General features: G+C 37.7%; 14 protein-coding genes. 4 read left to right on the plus strand and 10 right to left on the minus strand.

Annotation, left to right across the window (positions count from 1 at the left end; translation table 11 throughout):
• Positions 1-27: 27 nt before the first annotated feature.
• On the plus strand, positions 28-354 hold the full coding sequence (locus tag H5160_RS17720; RefSeq protein ID WP_024603666.1) for a hypothetical protein: 327 nt from the start codon (positions 28-30) through the stop codon (positions 352-354).
• A gap of 16 nt (positions 355-370) precedes the next feature.
• On the opposite strand, the gene H5160_RS17725 is transcribed toward H5160_RS17720, so the two are convergent.
• The 9 genes from H5160_RS17725 to pyrC form a co-directional block, all read right to left on the minus strand.
• Positions 371-1,414 (minus strand): hypothetical protein, encoded by a 1,044-nt coding sequence (locus tag H5160_RS17725; RefSeq protein ID WP_182738202.1) that lies wholly within the window; start codon positions 1,412-1,414, stop codon positions 371-373.
• 61 nt (positions 1,415-1,475) lie between these two features.
• Entirely contained in the window at positions 1,476-2,735 is a 1,260-nt protein-coding gene (locus H5160_RS17730) for a lipopolysaccharide assembly protein LapB (protein WP_002961712.1), read from the minus strand.
• A gap of 11 nt (positions 2,736-2,746) precedes the next feature.
• Positions 2,747-3,364, minus strand: coding sequence for an energy transducer TonB (locus H5160_RS17735; RefSeq protein WP_024603667.1), 618 nt, complete (start codon positions 3,362-3,364; stop codon positions 2,747-2,749).
• Complete coding sequence (locus H5160_RS17740) at positions 3,364-3,768, minus strand: biopolymer transporter ExbD (RefSeq protein WP_002961710.1); 405 nt, start codon at positions 3,766-3,768, stop codon at positions 3,364-3,366. Before H5160_RS17740 ends, H5160_RS17735 begins: the two co-directional genes overlap by 1 nt.
• A 14-nt stretch (positions 3,769-3,782) precedes the next feature.
• Positions 3,783-4,307: a MotA/TolQ/ExbB proton channel family protein gene (locus H5160_RS17745; RefSeq protein WP_002961709.1), complete on the minus strand. Its 525-nt coding sequence runs from the start codon at positions 4,305-4,307 to the stop codon at positions 3,783-3,785.
• Positions 4,307-5,671, minus strand: coding sequence for a MotA/TolQ/ExbB proton channel family protein (locus H5160_RS17750; protein WP_002961707.1), 1,365 nt, complete (start codon positions 5,669-5,671; stop codon positions 4,307-4,309). The genes H5160_RS17745 and H5160_RS17750 overlap by 1 nt, the downstream gene beginning before the upstream one ends.
• Positions 5,672-5,677: 6 nt before the next feature.
• Positions 5,678-6,448 (minus strand): DUF3450 domain-containing protein, encoded by a 771-nt coding sequence (locus tag H5160_RS17755; RefSeq protein ID WP_024590812.1) that lies wholly within the window; start codon positions 6,446-6,448, stop codon positions 5,678-5,680.
• A 1,069-nt stretch (positions 6,449-7,517) separates the two neighbouring features.
• Positions 7,518-7,721 carry a cold-shock protein gene (locus tag H5160_RS17760; RefSeq protein WP_002961702.1) on the minus strand — a complete coding sequence of 68 codons (204 nt, stop codon included), beginning with the start codon at positions 7,719-7,721 and terminating at the stop codon, positions 7,518-7,520.
• A gap of 438 nt (positions 7,722-8,159) precedes the next feature.
• Complete coding sequence (pyrC, locus tag H5160_RS17765) at positions 8,160-9,212, minus strand: dihydroorotase (protein WP_182738204.1); 1,053 nt, start codon at positions 9,210-9,212, stop codon at positions 8,160-8,162.
• Positions 9,213-9,505: 293 nt separating this feature from the next.
• Here pyrC and H5160_RS17770 point away from each other — a divergent pair, with 293 nt between their 5' ends.
• The 3 genes from H5160_RS17770 to H5160_RS17780 all read left to right on the plus strand — a co-directional run bounded on the left by H5160_RS17770 (position 9,506) and on the right by H5160_RS17780 (position 13,992).
• Complete coding sequence (locus tag H5160_RS17770; protein ID WP_182738206.1) at positions 9,506-11,875, plus strand: EAL domain-containing protein; 2,370 nt, start codon at positions 9,506-9,508, stop codon at positions 11,873-11,875.
• Between the two features lie 410 nt (positions 11,876-12,285).
• The gene (locus H5160_RS17775) at positions 12,286-13,173 is read left to right on the plus strand and encodes a LysR family transcriptional regulator (protein WP_002961689.1); all 888 of its coding nucleotides are present in this window, start codon (positions 12,286-12,288) and stop codon (positions 13,171-13,173) included.
• A gap of 54 nt (positions 13,174-13,227) precedes the next feature.
• Complete coding sequence (locus H5160_RS17780) at positions 13,228-13,992, plus strand: YdcF family protein (RefSeq protein ID WP_182733677.1); 765 nt, start codon at positions 13,228-13,230, stop codon at positions 13,990-13,992.
• 14 nt (positions 13,993-14,006) lie between these two features.
• Here H5160_RS17780 and H5160_RS17785 read toward each other — a convergent pair whose 3' ends face one another.
• Positions 14,007-14,759, minus strand: coding sequence for a Nif3-like dinuclear metal center hexameric protein (locus tag H5160_RS17785; protein WP_182738213.1), 753 nt, complete (start codon positions 14,757-14,759; stop codon positions 14,007-14,009).
• Positions 14,760-14,819 lie beyond the last annotated feature (60 nt).

Genomic DNA, 14,819 nt, shown 5'->3' on the forward strand with positions numbered 1-14,819 from the left:
AGCCCATTTAATAAGGTTGTACTGATAATGCATCATCAAAAAAGACTTAACGATGAAATAGCACAAGTTAAATTAAATATATTAACCATGCTTTCTAAATCAGCTTACCCTGCACATCACCATTTAATACAAATTTTAGCTGATACAGCAAATAATGAATGGTTAGACTGCGCCGCAGAGAAGTTAGGCCCTGAGTATGCACTTTTAATCAGTCGCATGACCAAACTAGAAGCCGCACTAAGTCAAATAGAAATTGGCCAGTATGGCTACTGCTGTGATTGTGAAGAAAAAATATCAGCTAAGTCACTTGAACTAGACCCCGCAACTCAACGGTGTACAAAGTGCGCACAATAAGCGCACTTTCAAATCATTATATAATGTGTTGTATAAAGCTAAATGATTGCCCTGGGTAGAGAATTATATCTTCAACCAAGTACTGGGCCTCTTCTGGACTCATTTGTAGGCGCTTTATAAGGTTTACCTTTGCTTGAGGCAAAGTCCACGCATGGTAGTGAATACCTATATCTGATTCCATCATCGCAAGCATCAATGTTTTATCTTTATTAGACATATCCATAGCGCTCGCCATTGCAGGTAAGTCTTGATAGTTAGCCTGCCAATCTAAACCTTCTATTAATTTTTCATCAGATAAATACTGAACTAAAAACGATTTTTGGTGAGAAGTTGGCAGCTTACTGTCGAATGCAACACGATCTAATACTTTTATTTTTTCGTTTAAAAGAGTAACCCATTCTAACGGTGAATGTACTTCGCCACTAAAGTAATTAAGTTTGCTCTGATACCACTGAGTGCCATTTGGCAGACCTCTTAGACCCACACTTCCTCTTGGCTTATAACTAGCTAAATAATCGCTAAAAGCTCTTATATGGCTTTTAAGCGCTGGTTGAACATCGTTACTTGCTATCGCACTTAATACATAGCTTTGTAACAATGTAAGTTCAACCTTGTTCAGCTTTAAATTGCTTTGTTGAGCACTGTCTAGGGTATCTTGGGTTAACTTGAGCCAAGTAATAACATTATCCGGTGTGTTTTTTGAGCCTTCAAAAGCGAGCATGTTTTCTAAAACATTTACTTGGGCCGGCCAATTAAAGTAGCGTTCAGGGAAACGCTCTGCAATTACCAGATAGTTTACTTGCGCAATTTGATTTAGATTAAGCTCCATACCCATTAGGCTCTGATAAATAGTATGGCGTTTTGTTAAGTAAGCATCAGAGAAAACCAATTGATCTTTTTCAATGTTATTGCCTTTAGTAGCACCTGTTTGTACAAGCGCCATGTTTAAAGCTTTTAAAGCGACTTGTGCGTCCTCAAACGACTCATAAGGTTGAGGCTGCTTTGAACATGCAGCTAAAAATAGGCACAGTAGTGATGATAAAAAGAGCTTTTTATACATAGTAGTTCCAATAAAAAAAGCCCCAGAGGGGCTTTTTATAAGTTGCTTAAGCTAATTAAAATTAAATTTTAACACCGTTGCGAGCGGCTTTATCTTTAATATATGTAGACCAACCTTTTGCAAACTTACGTGTGCGAGGGTCATCCATAGCTTTAGTAATTGCAGCATATGCTTGCTTATACTTTCCTTGGTAGTAATACGCTTCAGCTAAATCTGAATAAATTGTGCCTTTTTTGTCAGAGCCAAGCTCTAATGCTTTGTTCAAGCGAACAATAGCAGCACTGAATTTTTCAGATTGTAAAAGTAATGAACCTGCTTTGCGGTAAAGCTCAGCGTCGTCATCAAATTTAGCAGCATCTTCGTAGTACTTAGCAGCTTTTTCTAAATCTTTAGAACGATGGTAATTACTCGCAATCGCGCTAACATTCTGCTTTGTACGTTCTACTTTTTCACTCTTAATGGCCTTTTCTAGCGTTACAGCTGCTTTATAAGGGATCTCATTTAGAGAGTAAAAGTTAGATAAGACTTTATACTCAACTTCATTTTCAAAGTAACCATTCTTGTATGCAACTTCCATAGTTGCTAAACCTTTAGAATAATCTTCAGTTTGTAGGTAATACTTACCTAAGCTAACCCAAGCTTTTTTATCATCAGGCCATACACGAACAATTTCTTCGCCAATTTTAACCATGTTTGCATAATCTTTAAGCTCAAAGTATGCGCCAAGTTTTAATTGGTAAGGGCCTTTGTTAGGCTCTTTTTGAAGTTTTATTGCCTTATCTGCTGGTTCAAAAACATCACGGTATTGCTCTAACTGATAGTTAGCTTGAGCAATACGTGTATAAACCGTAGGGTCCTCTTCACCGGTAAAGTCCATCCAAGCTACATATGCTTTTTTAGCTTCTTGGAACTTTTCTGTACCAGCGTATAAGTCACCTAACAACTTAAGAGTTTGTTCTTGATCAGCAAAGTTTAAAACATCAGGTGCAACGGCTTGCTTAGAGTACTTGATCGCTTCGTCATACTTTTCTTTTTGAGCGTACATGCTACCTAAGTAACGATTTACGGTCGCTTTATCAAAGTCATTCGAAGGCTCGATTTCTCTAAGCAAAACAATTGCTTCATCAACTTTTTCTTCGTTGTACAAATCAAATGCTTTAATTACTTTTTTACCAGTACGCTCGCCCATGATTTTAGTTTTTGCTTTTTTACGCTCTTCAATCTTTGCGTAATCCGGCGCTGCTAAAACAGATGCACTTAAAGTAGCACCCGACACAGACATAAGAATTGCAAGAGCAGTTACTTTAGAAAAATTTCTCATTACTCGCCTCCTTAGTTGCCTTGGTTAAGTTTAAAGTCTAATTGAACTTGTAAACCTGGTTGTTTCTGTGGTTTTCCGTCAATGATCTTAGGACGGTACTTCCACTTACGCAGTGCACGTTTAGCTTCACGGTCAAAGATACGTTTCGGTTCTGCGTCAATTACTTCAACGTCAGTTACTCCACCTAGCTCATCAATTGTGAATGAAAGTTGAACCCAACCTTCTTTACCATCACGTGCTGCTTGCGTTGGATATTTTGGTTCTATACGAACGATAGGTGTCGCATCACCATCTCGTCCAAATGCACCAGGACCACTTAGTCCACCTGCCGAACTACCAACATCAATGCTTCCCATATTAAATGACATAGCACCAGGATTTGGATTATTATTTTCCGGCTGTGGCGGCTGCGGTTTAGGCGGCTGCTTTGGCGGTGGCGGAGGAGGAGGCGGTACACGCTTCCTCTCCTGCACCTTAGATTCAGGCGGATTCGTCATTATTTCGACTATGATCTGCTCTTTTTGTTCCGTATTACGGTCAGCCCCACCAGAGATGAGGAATGCCATGAAGTAGAACAAGCCGAAAGTAACTGCCCCACCTGCAATCAGTGAAAACAGAAAACGAATCATTACTGATCTCCAGCTATTGAAATTCTCAGGTTATCACCCGTCGCTTTAATCTGGTCCATAACTTTAACCACTACGCCGTGTTTTGCTTCTTTATCAGCTTGCAAAATTACAACTTCAGTAGGTTGTTCTGCTAATAAACTTTCGATTTTTGCTGAAATACGTTCAACATCAACCTGCTGTTTATCAATCCAGATCTCGCCGTTACTACGAATAGCAATAAAAATGTTAGCATTTTTTTGCTTAGTAGCTTGAGCCGCTTTAGGTTTATTGACCTCGATACCAGCCTCTTTAACGAACGATGTAGTTACGATAAAGAAAATAAGCATGATAAATACGATGTCAAGCATTGGCGTCATATCAACCGCTGCTTCTTCTTCTTCACGAAAACGTTGTTTACGTGCCATATTTAATTCTCTCTCTAGTGATGAGGCATACTATCAATAAGTTTGGCTTTCACCATTTTAGCTTTTGTCTCAAGACGTGAGCTAAAAAATACTCCAGATAGTGCCGCAACCATTCCAGCCATTGTTGGGATTGTTGCCATTGAAATACCTGATGCCATTAAACGTGCGTTACCCGTACCCTGGTTGGCCATGGTTTCAAAAACCGAGATCATACCAGTAACAGTACCAAGTAAGCCTATTAAAGGACAAACAGCTACTAATGTCTTAATCAACAACATACGCTGATCTAATTTTTCAGACGCTTCAGAAATCCATGCTTCACGGATTCTGTGTGCGTACCAAGACGTAGTGTCTTGGCGGGCATCCCACTTTGCTACAATTTCTTTCGCTGTGCGAGGAAATTCTGCAAGTAGGAACCAATAGCGCTCAATCATTAAAACCCACATAAGAAAGAGTGCTATCGCGACCACGTATAAAACCTGGCCGCCTGTGCCAACAAAATCCCTGATAGATTCCCATATCTCCATCAGGACTAGCATTAGGCTTTCTCCTTCTCCGCGTGAGTAGCAACGATACCCGCGCTTTGCTCATCAAGGATGTGTAATACCGACTTACTACGACCAGCTACAAGAGCATGAAGTAGAATTAGTGGTAATGCAGCAATTAGACCTAGCGCTGTAGTTACAAGTGCTAGAGAGATGTTACCTGCCATGATCTTCGGATCACCCGTACCGAACAATGTGATTGTTTGGAACGTTAAGATCATACCGATTACTGTACCTAGTAGACCTAGTAACGGTGCGATTGCAGCAAGAATCTTAATTATATTGATACCAGCTTCAATGCGTGGCGTTTCACGTAGAATCGCTTCATCAAGTTTAAGCTCAAGGTTTTCAACATCTTGGTTCTTGTTGTCATGGTACACTTTAAGAATACGACCCAGTGGGTTATTTGTATTCGGTGTAGCAACATTTTTAAGCTGGCTCTTAATCTTACTAGTAGTAAGTGTAAGGTCAACAAAGCGGATTAGAGTAATTAGCATACCTAGGCCAAGTAAAGCCGTGATGATATAACCAACTACGCCACCTTGATGGAAGTATTCCATAAGGGTCGCTTTTTGAGTGTTGATACGTAAGATAGCACCACGAGTCGGATCTATGTAAACACCAGCGTAGTTATCTGGTGATGTATTTTCTAGAGCCGTGATACCGTCTAAGATATAACCGTCTGGTTGCTTACCTAGAGGCTGGATAGACTTAGTCTCTGGTGAATAAATTAAGTAACCATCGTCTGTAACTAAGTTAAAGTTACCGATACGTGTTACTTTTTTCATTGACGGGTTACCGTCAAGACCAGCAACTTCAGTTTCAAAAGTTGAAACTTTAGCTGATTCTGTCATTTCAGTTTGAAGTGAAATCCAAAGTTCTTCAAGTTCGCGAACTGTAGGAAGTTCTTTAGCAGCTGCTAACGAACGTAAGATTTCAGCACGACCTGGTTTTTCAGCACTAACTAGTGACGCTTCGATAGAACCGATAGCATCTTGAGCTGCACGACGTACAACACCAAACATCTCACCTAAAGTACCTTGGGCACTTTGAAGAGCTGCTTCTTTTTCAGCTAGCGTATTTTCGTTTTGTGCATATTGCTTAGCTAAGCTTTCACCACGAGACTTCTCAGAAGCAAGTTGGCTTTTAGCTTTGTTAAGTAATGCTTGCTTGTCAGCACGTTCTGATAAGAACTCTTGCTCACGTTGCTTATTGATTTTACCTTCAGAGATACGCTCTTGCTTTACTTGCTCAAGAATTTTATCTAGAGCTCCAGTATTTGCATGTGCATTAAGCGCGGTACCTGCAGAAACAGTTAGTACTGCTGCAACAGCAAAACCTTTAAATAGTTTCTTCATTATTGATTACTCCGCGCCAAAGATAGGTAGTTTAACAAGTTCTAATGTCGCTTGCTTACGCGCCATACGAATAACTTCTTTAACAGGTTTTAGGTATTCTTCGCCTAATTCTTTCCACTGTTTAGTGTTGTTATCCCACACCCAAGCATGTTTCAAGTCAAAAGACTGAGCAACGTAAGTGATACGACCTAACTGACCGATATCAACGTTAATGCTTTTACCATCAACTTCTAGAGTACCTTGTGAAGCAGATACAAGAGAGCTGTATGCTGTTTCAATAGTGTAAGCTTCAAGTACTTGACGGAATTTTTCAGACGTCGTTACAGACGCAGAAACCATGATCTCACGTAGTCTTTCAACACGTCCTAAACGCGTTTCAAGATTAAATGGAACGTCCGCTTTGATGAATTGCTCAAGCGTATCGATCATGCGATACATCAAAGGCACAACGTTTTGTTTAGTGTTATCAATAGTCGCGATTTGACGATCAAACGATTCAATTGAAGCGTTTTGGCTATCAACCAAGCGCGACACGTGATCGTTATACACTTTCATAAGTTCAGTCTCATCAACAACGCTACGGTACTCAGCGATTAGCTCCTGAGTTTGACCATATACATTGTCAATTTTAGTTTGAGACTTAACCGCAGCCTTTTGAATTTGTTGACCTGCTTTTTGCACGTCATTCAAAGGATCTGCAATCACATTGCTGCTTGCAAATGCAAATGCGCCAACCAACGCAGTTGCTACAAGACTCTTTCTGATTTTAACAGACATAGTTCCCAACCAATTAAGTAATGTTACTTTTATAATTTAATTATCCTCCGAGGAGAACAACCCTGATATCTTTTAATAGATATCAACCTTCCAATAATGCTAAATGCAATTAGCGCTGTCAACTTGATGTTTACTAATCTCAGTAAATAAATAGCTAAGTTAATGCTTAAACGAAAGTACCAGCCCACAACAGTTAACATTATTGCAACGAAGCTTTTTCTTAATATTTCTATTAAAGCCTTTTAAGGGGTGTATTTATTCGCATTGCACTGACATAAAACAACATTATTGCAACATTTAGCTAAAGCTGAATTCGCACTGAAAAAAAACTAAAAAAAATATAAATTGATATAACAAAAGTTATTTTTTACACGATTTTATCGTGTTTTATCGCCTCAGTTACACTTCATCTGAAAAAACAAACCATTTGTCGCACAAAAAAACAACACTGGATAATATTTAATATCGGATACTCACGCTTTATATACGTTACTTTTAAAACTATTTTAAAACGTGTTTTTCCATAAATAGTAATAATAAACTCAACAATGCATTTCTTTTAGCAGCATAAAAGCTTTTGATAATTAAACAGGTTGTATTTACCGCTTTAAAGTATTCTTTAATACTATTTTAACGTTAAGGTTAATTCAGTAATTAAGTTAATCATGAAGAGTTACCCTACTTTATTAGTAATACACTATAAATGAAGCTTTACGTTCACATAATAAAGTAATAGAAGCACCTAGAAGCCCTTATCAATGAGTAGCCTTCGTCACACAGAGTAAGCTTGAAACAGAATTTGCATGGATTGATATTGAGCATCGATTTTATTTAAGCTGGTATCAGGCCCATTGAATAAATTCTTATGAATGGTTTTTAAAAGTATTAGAGGATTGTTTTGTCCGTTAGATTATTAGTTGTTTAGCTTTGCAAAGATAGAATGTTTGAGTAGTTTTTTAAGTTTAAAAAAAGGAGAATTTGAGGTATGAAATAAATAGATTTAAGGAAGGGGAATTATGGTGAAACAGAAACCTGCTTCACCAAGATGAACTAGAGTTCACATAATAAATTATGCTGCTTCTACGTTCTCAGCTTCAGGGCCTTTTTGACCTTGTTTGATGCTGAATGTCACTGCTTGACCTTCGCTAAGAGTGCGAAAACCAGAACCAGTGATTGCGCTGAAATGTACAAACACGTCAGGACCATTTTCTTGTTCAATGAAACCAAAGCCTTTAGCTTCGTTGAAAAACTTTACTTTACCAGTAACCGACATACTAAATTTTCCTGTAAGTCAATAATTAAAATTCAGCCATATTATTATGGCAATATCCTCCCTGAGTCAATGCTCAAAAATATGGAGGTACAGTACAGGAACAAGTAATAACCTAACCGGTAACCTTAAACGCAGCACAATATCCGTAAATTCAATACATAAAAACTCAAAGCAAGGTAAGATTAACACATTATATTTTTTTTCGCTCTATTAATTAGGAATTATTTCTTAAAAATATAAATTTGTTTTAAATCGCCTTTAACTGACTAATTTACAAGCAAAAAACTATAAGTATTATTGTAATATTTATTGCTGTAAGCGAGATCAAAAGCCACCTACAACCACCCTGTCGTCGAATTACGCTTCAATAATATCAAAAGCACAAACAAAAAAGCCGCATTAAAAATTAAGCGGCTTTAGATTTAAATATATTATTGGTTATTCGACAGACCAATCCATTGTATTTTCAGCCTTTATAGGCACAACTTCAGAGTCGCCCAATGTATAACTTGCAGGTACTTTCCATGGCTTTCTTTGTAATGTAATTGTATCTGTATTACGCGGCAATTCGTAAAAATCAGGGCCAAAATGGCTTGCAAACCCTTCAAGCATGTCCAAAGCTCCTGCATCCTCAAATGCTTCAGCATATAATTCAATAGCGGCATGAGCAGTGTATGCACCAGCACACCCACAAGCTGCTTCTTTTTTATCTTTACAATGTGGTGCAGAGTCAGTTCCTAAGAAGAATTTTTTATTTCCACTTATTGCTGCAGCCATTAATGCTTGCTGGTGAATGTTACGCTTGAGAATTGGCAAACAGTAATAATGTGGGCGAATTCCACCCGCTAACATATGATTGCGGTTATAAAGCAAGTGATGCGCTGTAATTGTTGCCGCTACATTGCTAGGTGCATTAACTACAAACTCTACTGCATCTTTAGTCGTAATATGCTCGAGTACAATTTTAAGCTCAGGAAAGTCATTTACTACATCTCCTAAAATTGTATCCAGAAATACTTTTTCACGGTCAAAAATATCAATCGACGAATCTGTCACTTCCCCATGCACTAACAGCAACATGCCTACTTCTTGCATTGCCTTTAAAGCTGGATAAATATTTTTTACTGATGTAACACCCGAGTCAGAATTAGTGGTAGCGCCAGCAGGGTAAAGCTTAGCTGCTACTATTTTACCTGTCGCTTTAGCTTTTATTATTTCATCTGGTGTAGTTTTATCCGTGAGATACAAAACCATTAATGGCTCAAAGTTGCCTTGTGGATTTGCAGACATAATGCGTTCTCTGTACGACAATGCCGTATCTGTGCACGTTGCTGGCGGAACAAGGTTTGGCATAACAATAGCGCGGCCCATGTACCTGCTAATATCCCGTACAGTGTCTTTTAACTGGTCACCATCACGTAAATGTACATGCCAGTCATCAGGGCGAGTGATAGTAAGGGTTGTTACAGAGTTTGTATTATTACTTGTCATTACTTTGTTCCACGGCTGAATTTATCCGATCATAGGCATATGATGTTTTCGAGTAAAGATTTTATTAAAAATAAAGTTTTTATATGGATAAAATTACTGAGGTACTATTTAAAAGCACAATGAGCAAATTCAATGCTATTAGCTTATTGTAATGATTTATGATTAATTAAAACTCGCTATATTAAAACTTTACAGAGTATTGAAACCACTCATCGCTTTAATTTGTACAAAAACTCAAGATTAGGTTAACTTAACTGTGAATTTAAAAATAACAAGAATAATATAAATTGCCTATGTCTTATAAAACTGATGCGACTAGAGCGCTTGAGATAAAAACTGATCAACTAAGTATCATTAATCAATTTTCATCTAGTCTATTGCAACTCGATACATTAGAAGAATTGTTTGAGTATGTTACAACACACGTTGTAAATCGCTTAGGGTTTGTTGATTGTGTCATATATCTAGCTGACAATAATGCAAATACATTAAACCAAGTTGCATCAATGGGTATTGCACACGCGCGGGACAAATATCAAGCGGAACGTAAAATAATACGTTTTAGTGAAGGTATAACGGGCGCTGTTGCAACGACCGGAAAAGCGGTAATTATTAACGATGTAACGAAAGACAGCCGTTATATCGCTGATGAACGCCCTGCTCAATCAGAACTATGTGTTCCCCTTATATATAAAGAACAAGTTTTAGGTGTTATTGATTGTGAGCACCCAATCAAAGGTTATTTTACCAATGCGCACCTTGAAATTCTTACAACAGTTGCTCACTTACTCAGCGCCAAGATTAACCAGGTTAATACAGTAAACAACTTACAAAAAACAGTTGAGCAACTCAACAATGCACAAAAATTAGAAAACAGCTTATTACAAATAGCTAACCTAACTTACAAAGCGAATGACCTAGATACATTTTTTAAAGCCTTGCATTCAATCATAAATAACTTACTTCGAGCCGATAACTTTTTTATCGCTCTATACGACAAAAAAGTAGATATACTTGACCTCGTTTATATAGTCGAAGAAGGTATAAACACTAAAACCCATCAAAAAATATCTAAAGAACAACTTAAAGACACCGCTTCATATTACCTTCTAAAAACAGAGCAAACCCTATTACTCAACAAAGATGCCTTTCAAAGTCACATTAATAACGGTGATTTTAAAATGGTAGGTCGGCAATCTGAGTCTTGGTTAGGTGTTCCATTTCAAACAAGTGATCGTATAAGCGGGGTTATCGTTGTACAAAGCTACGATAAAACACTGCATTACAACGAACACGATAGTGCTCTTCTAACGTATGTAAGTCGCCAAATAAGTATGGCAATTGATAGGCAATTAGCCCGCCAAGAACTTGAGCACAAAGCATTACATGACGAGCTTACAGGCCTTGCTAACCGCTCACTACTTATTGAACGTATAAAACATGCTATTTTACGTTTAACGCGTGCTAAAAAGAGTACTAGCCATGCCCTGTTGTATCTAGACTTTGACCGTTTTAAAAGTATTAATGATTCGCTCGGGCATGAAGTTGGGGACCACTTCCTTATAAAAATATGCGACTTGATTAAAGGTACAGTACGAAGCACGGATACATTTGCACGTTTAGGCGGCGATGAATTTGCAATTTTTATGGAAAACATCACGCATAAAAACCAAGTTAATGAAGCTTTAAACCGCATTAAAAACGCATTATCAAAACCTTTAAATATAGATAACCACTTACTCCAAGCATCAACGAGTATTGGGGTTGCCTATACAGATAACGTAAACGACAAAGCTTATATATTACTGCAACAAGCCGATGCCGCTATGTATGAAGCTAAGTCAACCGGACGTGGTCAGGTAAAGTTTTTTAATAACACGATGCGTAAAAAACTTAAAACCCATGCCGATATAGAAAACGACTTACAACACGGTATTGAACACAACGAGTTTGAACTTTATTTTCAACCAATTTTCACAATTACTACCAGTGAAGTTATCGGCTTTGAAGCACTTGTTCGTTGGCACCACCCTACAAAAGGGTTTGTACCCCCTAATGACTTTATACCGATAGCTGAAACTACAGGGCAAATTATAAATCTTGATTTACATTTACTTGATTTGGCGGCCCAGCATATTTCAAATTGGCACCAACAAGGCCATCGCTTTTTAAAAGTCACCGTTAACGTATCGTCACGACACTTTGCAAGCCTCGATTTTGTAGCGCAAATACATTCCATTTATAATAAGTACCAATTACCTCTAGGTTCTTTATGCTTAGAAATTACCGAATCTGGCTTAATAGAAAATCTAGAACTCGCCACTCAAATAATTGAAGGTCTCTCACCTTTAAAAGTAAAATTATGTCTTGATGATTTTGGAACAGGTTATTCAGCACTAGGCTACTTGCACCAACTGCCTATTCATATTTTAAAAATAGATAAAAGCTTTATTGACCATCTACAGGATTCTACTAACCCACTTGTTGAAGCCATTTTATCACTTGCGCAATCATTAAAACTTGAAGTTGTAGCTGAAGGAATAGAAACAGTTGAGCAATTAACTATTTTGCAATCCACCGCGTGCGACTATGGCCAAGGCTTTTTAAAATCAAAACCTGTTACTGCCAAAGAAGCCATATTACTAATTAATAAATCCTTATAAAAAGAGCCAGCGAGTAGGTCGCTGGCTTAGGTATTACGCATATACTCTCCCATTGAGCTAAACTTAAGCTATAAGGCAAAACGACTCTATTTTTTAAAGCACAATCTAAAGTAAGCATTCAACAAACCTCACCTCATACCGTTATCAGCATGGTTAAAACTCACGCTGAGCTAAAACGCACAGCAATCGTTATATTTAAAATACAACATGAAGCAAACTCATCTAAAACTCATCAAACCAGTTTTTAAATGACTTTTATCATTACTAACTCTAATATTTTCACGATTCATAGCGATAAACTGCAATAAAACGCATAATTTTAGCCATCTAGACGTTGAAACGTTTTTTATATAGGCGTAGTATGTAATTAATCTGAGCTGAACTCACTTTTCCCATGAGAATTTTTAAAGATGATTGGTATTAAACATTTAAAAACCATAGCAACCCTAAAAGAAACAGGATCTTTGGTTAATACAGCACGAGAGTTATTTTTGACACAGTCTGCTTTATCTCATCAAATCAAAGATTTAGAGAATAAATTGGATTGCCAATTATTTGAGCGTAAAACTCAACCAGTCCGCTTTACCCCTCAGGGAATGCTATTACTTGAATTAGCTCACGAAATATTGCCAAAAATGGAAGCGACTAAATGTCGTTTAAAAGAAAGCTTAAACCAGCCTATTTCTCAACTACGTTTGAGCGTGGAATGCCATGCATGTTTTCATTGGTTATTACCTACTATTAAAGAATTTAATAACTTTTGGCCTGATATAAAAATTGATTATGAACGTGGCTTTAGTTACGACGCTATTCCTGACCTACTAAGCGATGAGCTCGATTTAGTTTTAACGTCTGACATACGCGAACCCGACACATTAGAATACGCGCACTTATTTGATTTTAAATTGAAGCTTATTGTGGCACCGGATCATGAACTTGCTAAAAAAGCGTATGTAACAGCGCTTGATTTAAAAAACGAAACTATTATTTCATACCCTATCCCGCGAGAACGCCAAGATATATTTAAGCATTTCATTCAAAATGCACGTTTTGACGGTACATTAAAAACGGTTGACCAAGGATTACTTATTTTTCAACTAGTAAGTGCCGGCATGGGCGTTGCCGCTTTACCTGATTGGCTAGTTACACCTTATGAAAGCCAAGGCTTAATTAAATCAATTCCTCTGGGCGCTCTTGGCCTTACTCGTCCTATGTATTTAGCGATGAAAAAAGACATGAAAGATAACCCTGTTTATCGTCACTTTTTAAATACCTGTAAGCTAAATAACGGTCGATAATCATCAATATAATAAGTAATATCGCTGTAATTAACTCTACAGCGTTTAACTCTTATGTTTGTTATTAAAAAAATGATTGGTGGTTTACTTATGCCACTGCCTCTATTTGGTTTATTTGCGTGCCTGATGCTCCCACTGGCATTTAAAGGCCGCAAATCAGCCCTCTTCTTGTCTACTTTAAGCTTAATTGTATTACTTGCATTGAGCACCCCCTTTATCGCCAATTTAATTATCCAAAATAATGAACCAGCGTCGCTTGCGTTTAATACTCTAAAGCATCCAAAAATAGACAAAATAGTTGTACTAGGTTGCGATATAAACCCAAATCCTGCACTCAGTGCTAATAATCAATTAGGTAATTGTGCGCTAACGCGCTTAGTCGAAGGTGTAAAACTGGCAAAGCACTACCCTAATGCAGAGCTTATAGTTTCAGGCGGGGGTTATAAAAATACCACTAATAGCGGGCTTATGTATCAAACGGCAATTAGTTTAGGCGTTAATAAGAGCCGTATTTTACAAAATCCAAAAGCAATGGACACAGGTGAAGAAGCTAAATTACTGGCATCAAAATTAGTCGACTTTAAAGTTGCACTAGTAACATCTGTACTGCACATGCCCCGTGCCAAAGACTTATTTAATGCTCAAGGTATTGAAGTCATAACCGCAGCTACTGATTATCATAATTTTGCTGCACTTCCATGGAGCAAGCAGTTTATTCCCAATGCTCATGCCTTACTTGTGGTTACGCAATACAGTCACGAAGTAGTAGGAAATATATGGATAAGTTTGCGCCGCTGGATAGATCCAGAGGCGCTGTAACTTATATAGCCTAATTAAACTGGGTTATCTATGTCTATAAATGTCACATCAAAACCATGCTCTTGAGCAAGTAACTCACCTAGTGCTTTTACACCATAGCGCTCTGTTGCATGATGCCCGGCTGCAAAAAAATCAATGTTTTGCTCACGAGAACTATGAATTGTCTGCTCCGATGCTTCACCCGTTAAATAAGCATCAATGCCTTGATCTGCTGCTAAGTCAATATATCCTTGCCCACCACCAGTACACAGTGCAATGGTTTCTATTTTAGCTGAACGTACTAAGCTTGTGAGCGGGGTTCGATTAAGCACTTTTGCAATTTTATCTGCAAAATCTTCACCACTTAATGGTGTTTTTAAACGCCCTTTCATTGCTACGCTATTTGAAGTTGGCTCTAGCCCTGTTTCAATTTCAATATTTAATAACTTTGCAAGTTGTGCGTTATTGCCAACTGCTGGATGAATATCGAGTGGTAAGTGATAGCCGAATAAATTAATATCGTTTGCTAGTAGTGCGCCTATGCGACGCTTTTTCATACCCGTTATTGGTTGAGATTCCCCTTTCCAAAAAAAACCATGATGAACCAAAATAGCATCTGCTTGTTGCTCAATGGCAGCTTCTATTAAAGCTTGACTTGCGGTTACACCCGTCACAATTTTTTTAATTTCGTTTTTACCTTCGACCTGTAAGCCATTTGGGCAAAAATCTTTTATTAAATGAGGTTTCAAAATGTCATTTAGGAGTTGGTTAAATTCTCTACGTTGCATACTGCTTACCTTACTTAGCACTGAATTTTGTGCAAATTTTGGCGTTTATAGGCCTAAAAT

This window comes from Pseudoalteromonas sp. SG43-4 (genome assembly GCF_014164325.1).
Taxonomy (GTDB): Bacteria; Pseudomonadota; Gammaproteobacteria; order Enterobacterales; family Alteromonadaceae; genus Pseudoalteromonas; species Pseudoalteromonas distincta.

Coding starts and splice junctions, on each gene's coding strand:
- H5160_RS17720 (WP_024603666.1), top strand. CDS start 28: ATGCATCATCAAAAAAGACTTAACGATGAAATAGCACAAGTTAAATTA.
- H5160_RS17725 (WP_182738202.1), bottom strand. CDS start 1,414: ATGTATAAAAAGCTCTTTTTATCATCACTACTGTGCCTATTTTTAGCT.
- H5160_RS17730 (WP_002961712.1), bottom strand. CDS start 2,735: ATGAGAAATTTTTCTAAAGTAACTGCTCTTGCAATTCTTATGTCTGTG.
- H5160_RS17735 (WP_024603667.1), bottom strand. CDS start 3,364: ATGATTCGTTTTCTGTTTTCACTGATTGCAGGTGGGGCAGTTACTTTC.
- H5160_RS17740 (WP_002961710.1), bottom strand. CDS start 3,768: ATGGCACGTAAACAACGTTTTCGTGAAGAAGAAGAAGCAGCGGTTGAT.
- H5160_RS17745 (WP_002961709.1), bottom strand. CDS start 4,307: ATGCTAGTCCTGATGGAGATATGGGAATCTATCAGGGATTTTGTTGGC.
- H5160_RS17750 (WP_002961707.1), bottom strand. CDS start 5,671: ATGAAGAAACTATTTAAAGGTTTTGCTGTTGCAGCAGTACTAACTGTT.
- H5160_RS17755 (WP_024590812.1), bottom strand. CDS start 6,448: ATGTCTGTTAAAATCAGAAAGAGTCTTGTAGCAACTGCGTTGGTTGGC.
- H5160_RS17760 (WP_002961702.1), bottom strand. CDS start 7,721: ATGTCGGTTACTGGTAAAGTAAAGTTTTTCAACGAAGCTAAAGGCTTT.
- pyrC (WP_182738204.1), bottom strand. CDS start 9,212: ATGACAAGTAATAATACAAACTCTGTAACAACCCTTACTATCACTCGC.
- H5160_RS17770 (WP_182738206.1), top strand. CDS start 9,506: ATGTCTTATAAAACTGATGCGACTAGAGCGCTTGAGATAAAAACTGAT.
- H5160_RS17775 (WP_002961689.1), top strand. CDS start 12,286: ATGATTGGTATTAAACATTTAAAAACCATAGCAACCCTAAAAGAAACA.
- H5160_RS17780 (WP_182733677.1), top strand. CDS start 13,228: ATGTTTGTTATTAAAAAAATGATTGGTGGTTTACTTATGCCACTGCCT.
- H5160_RS17785 (WP_182738213.1), bottom strand. CDS start 14,759: ATGCAACGTAGAGAATTTAACCAACTCCTAAATGACATTTTGAAACCT.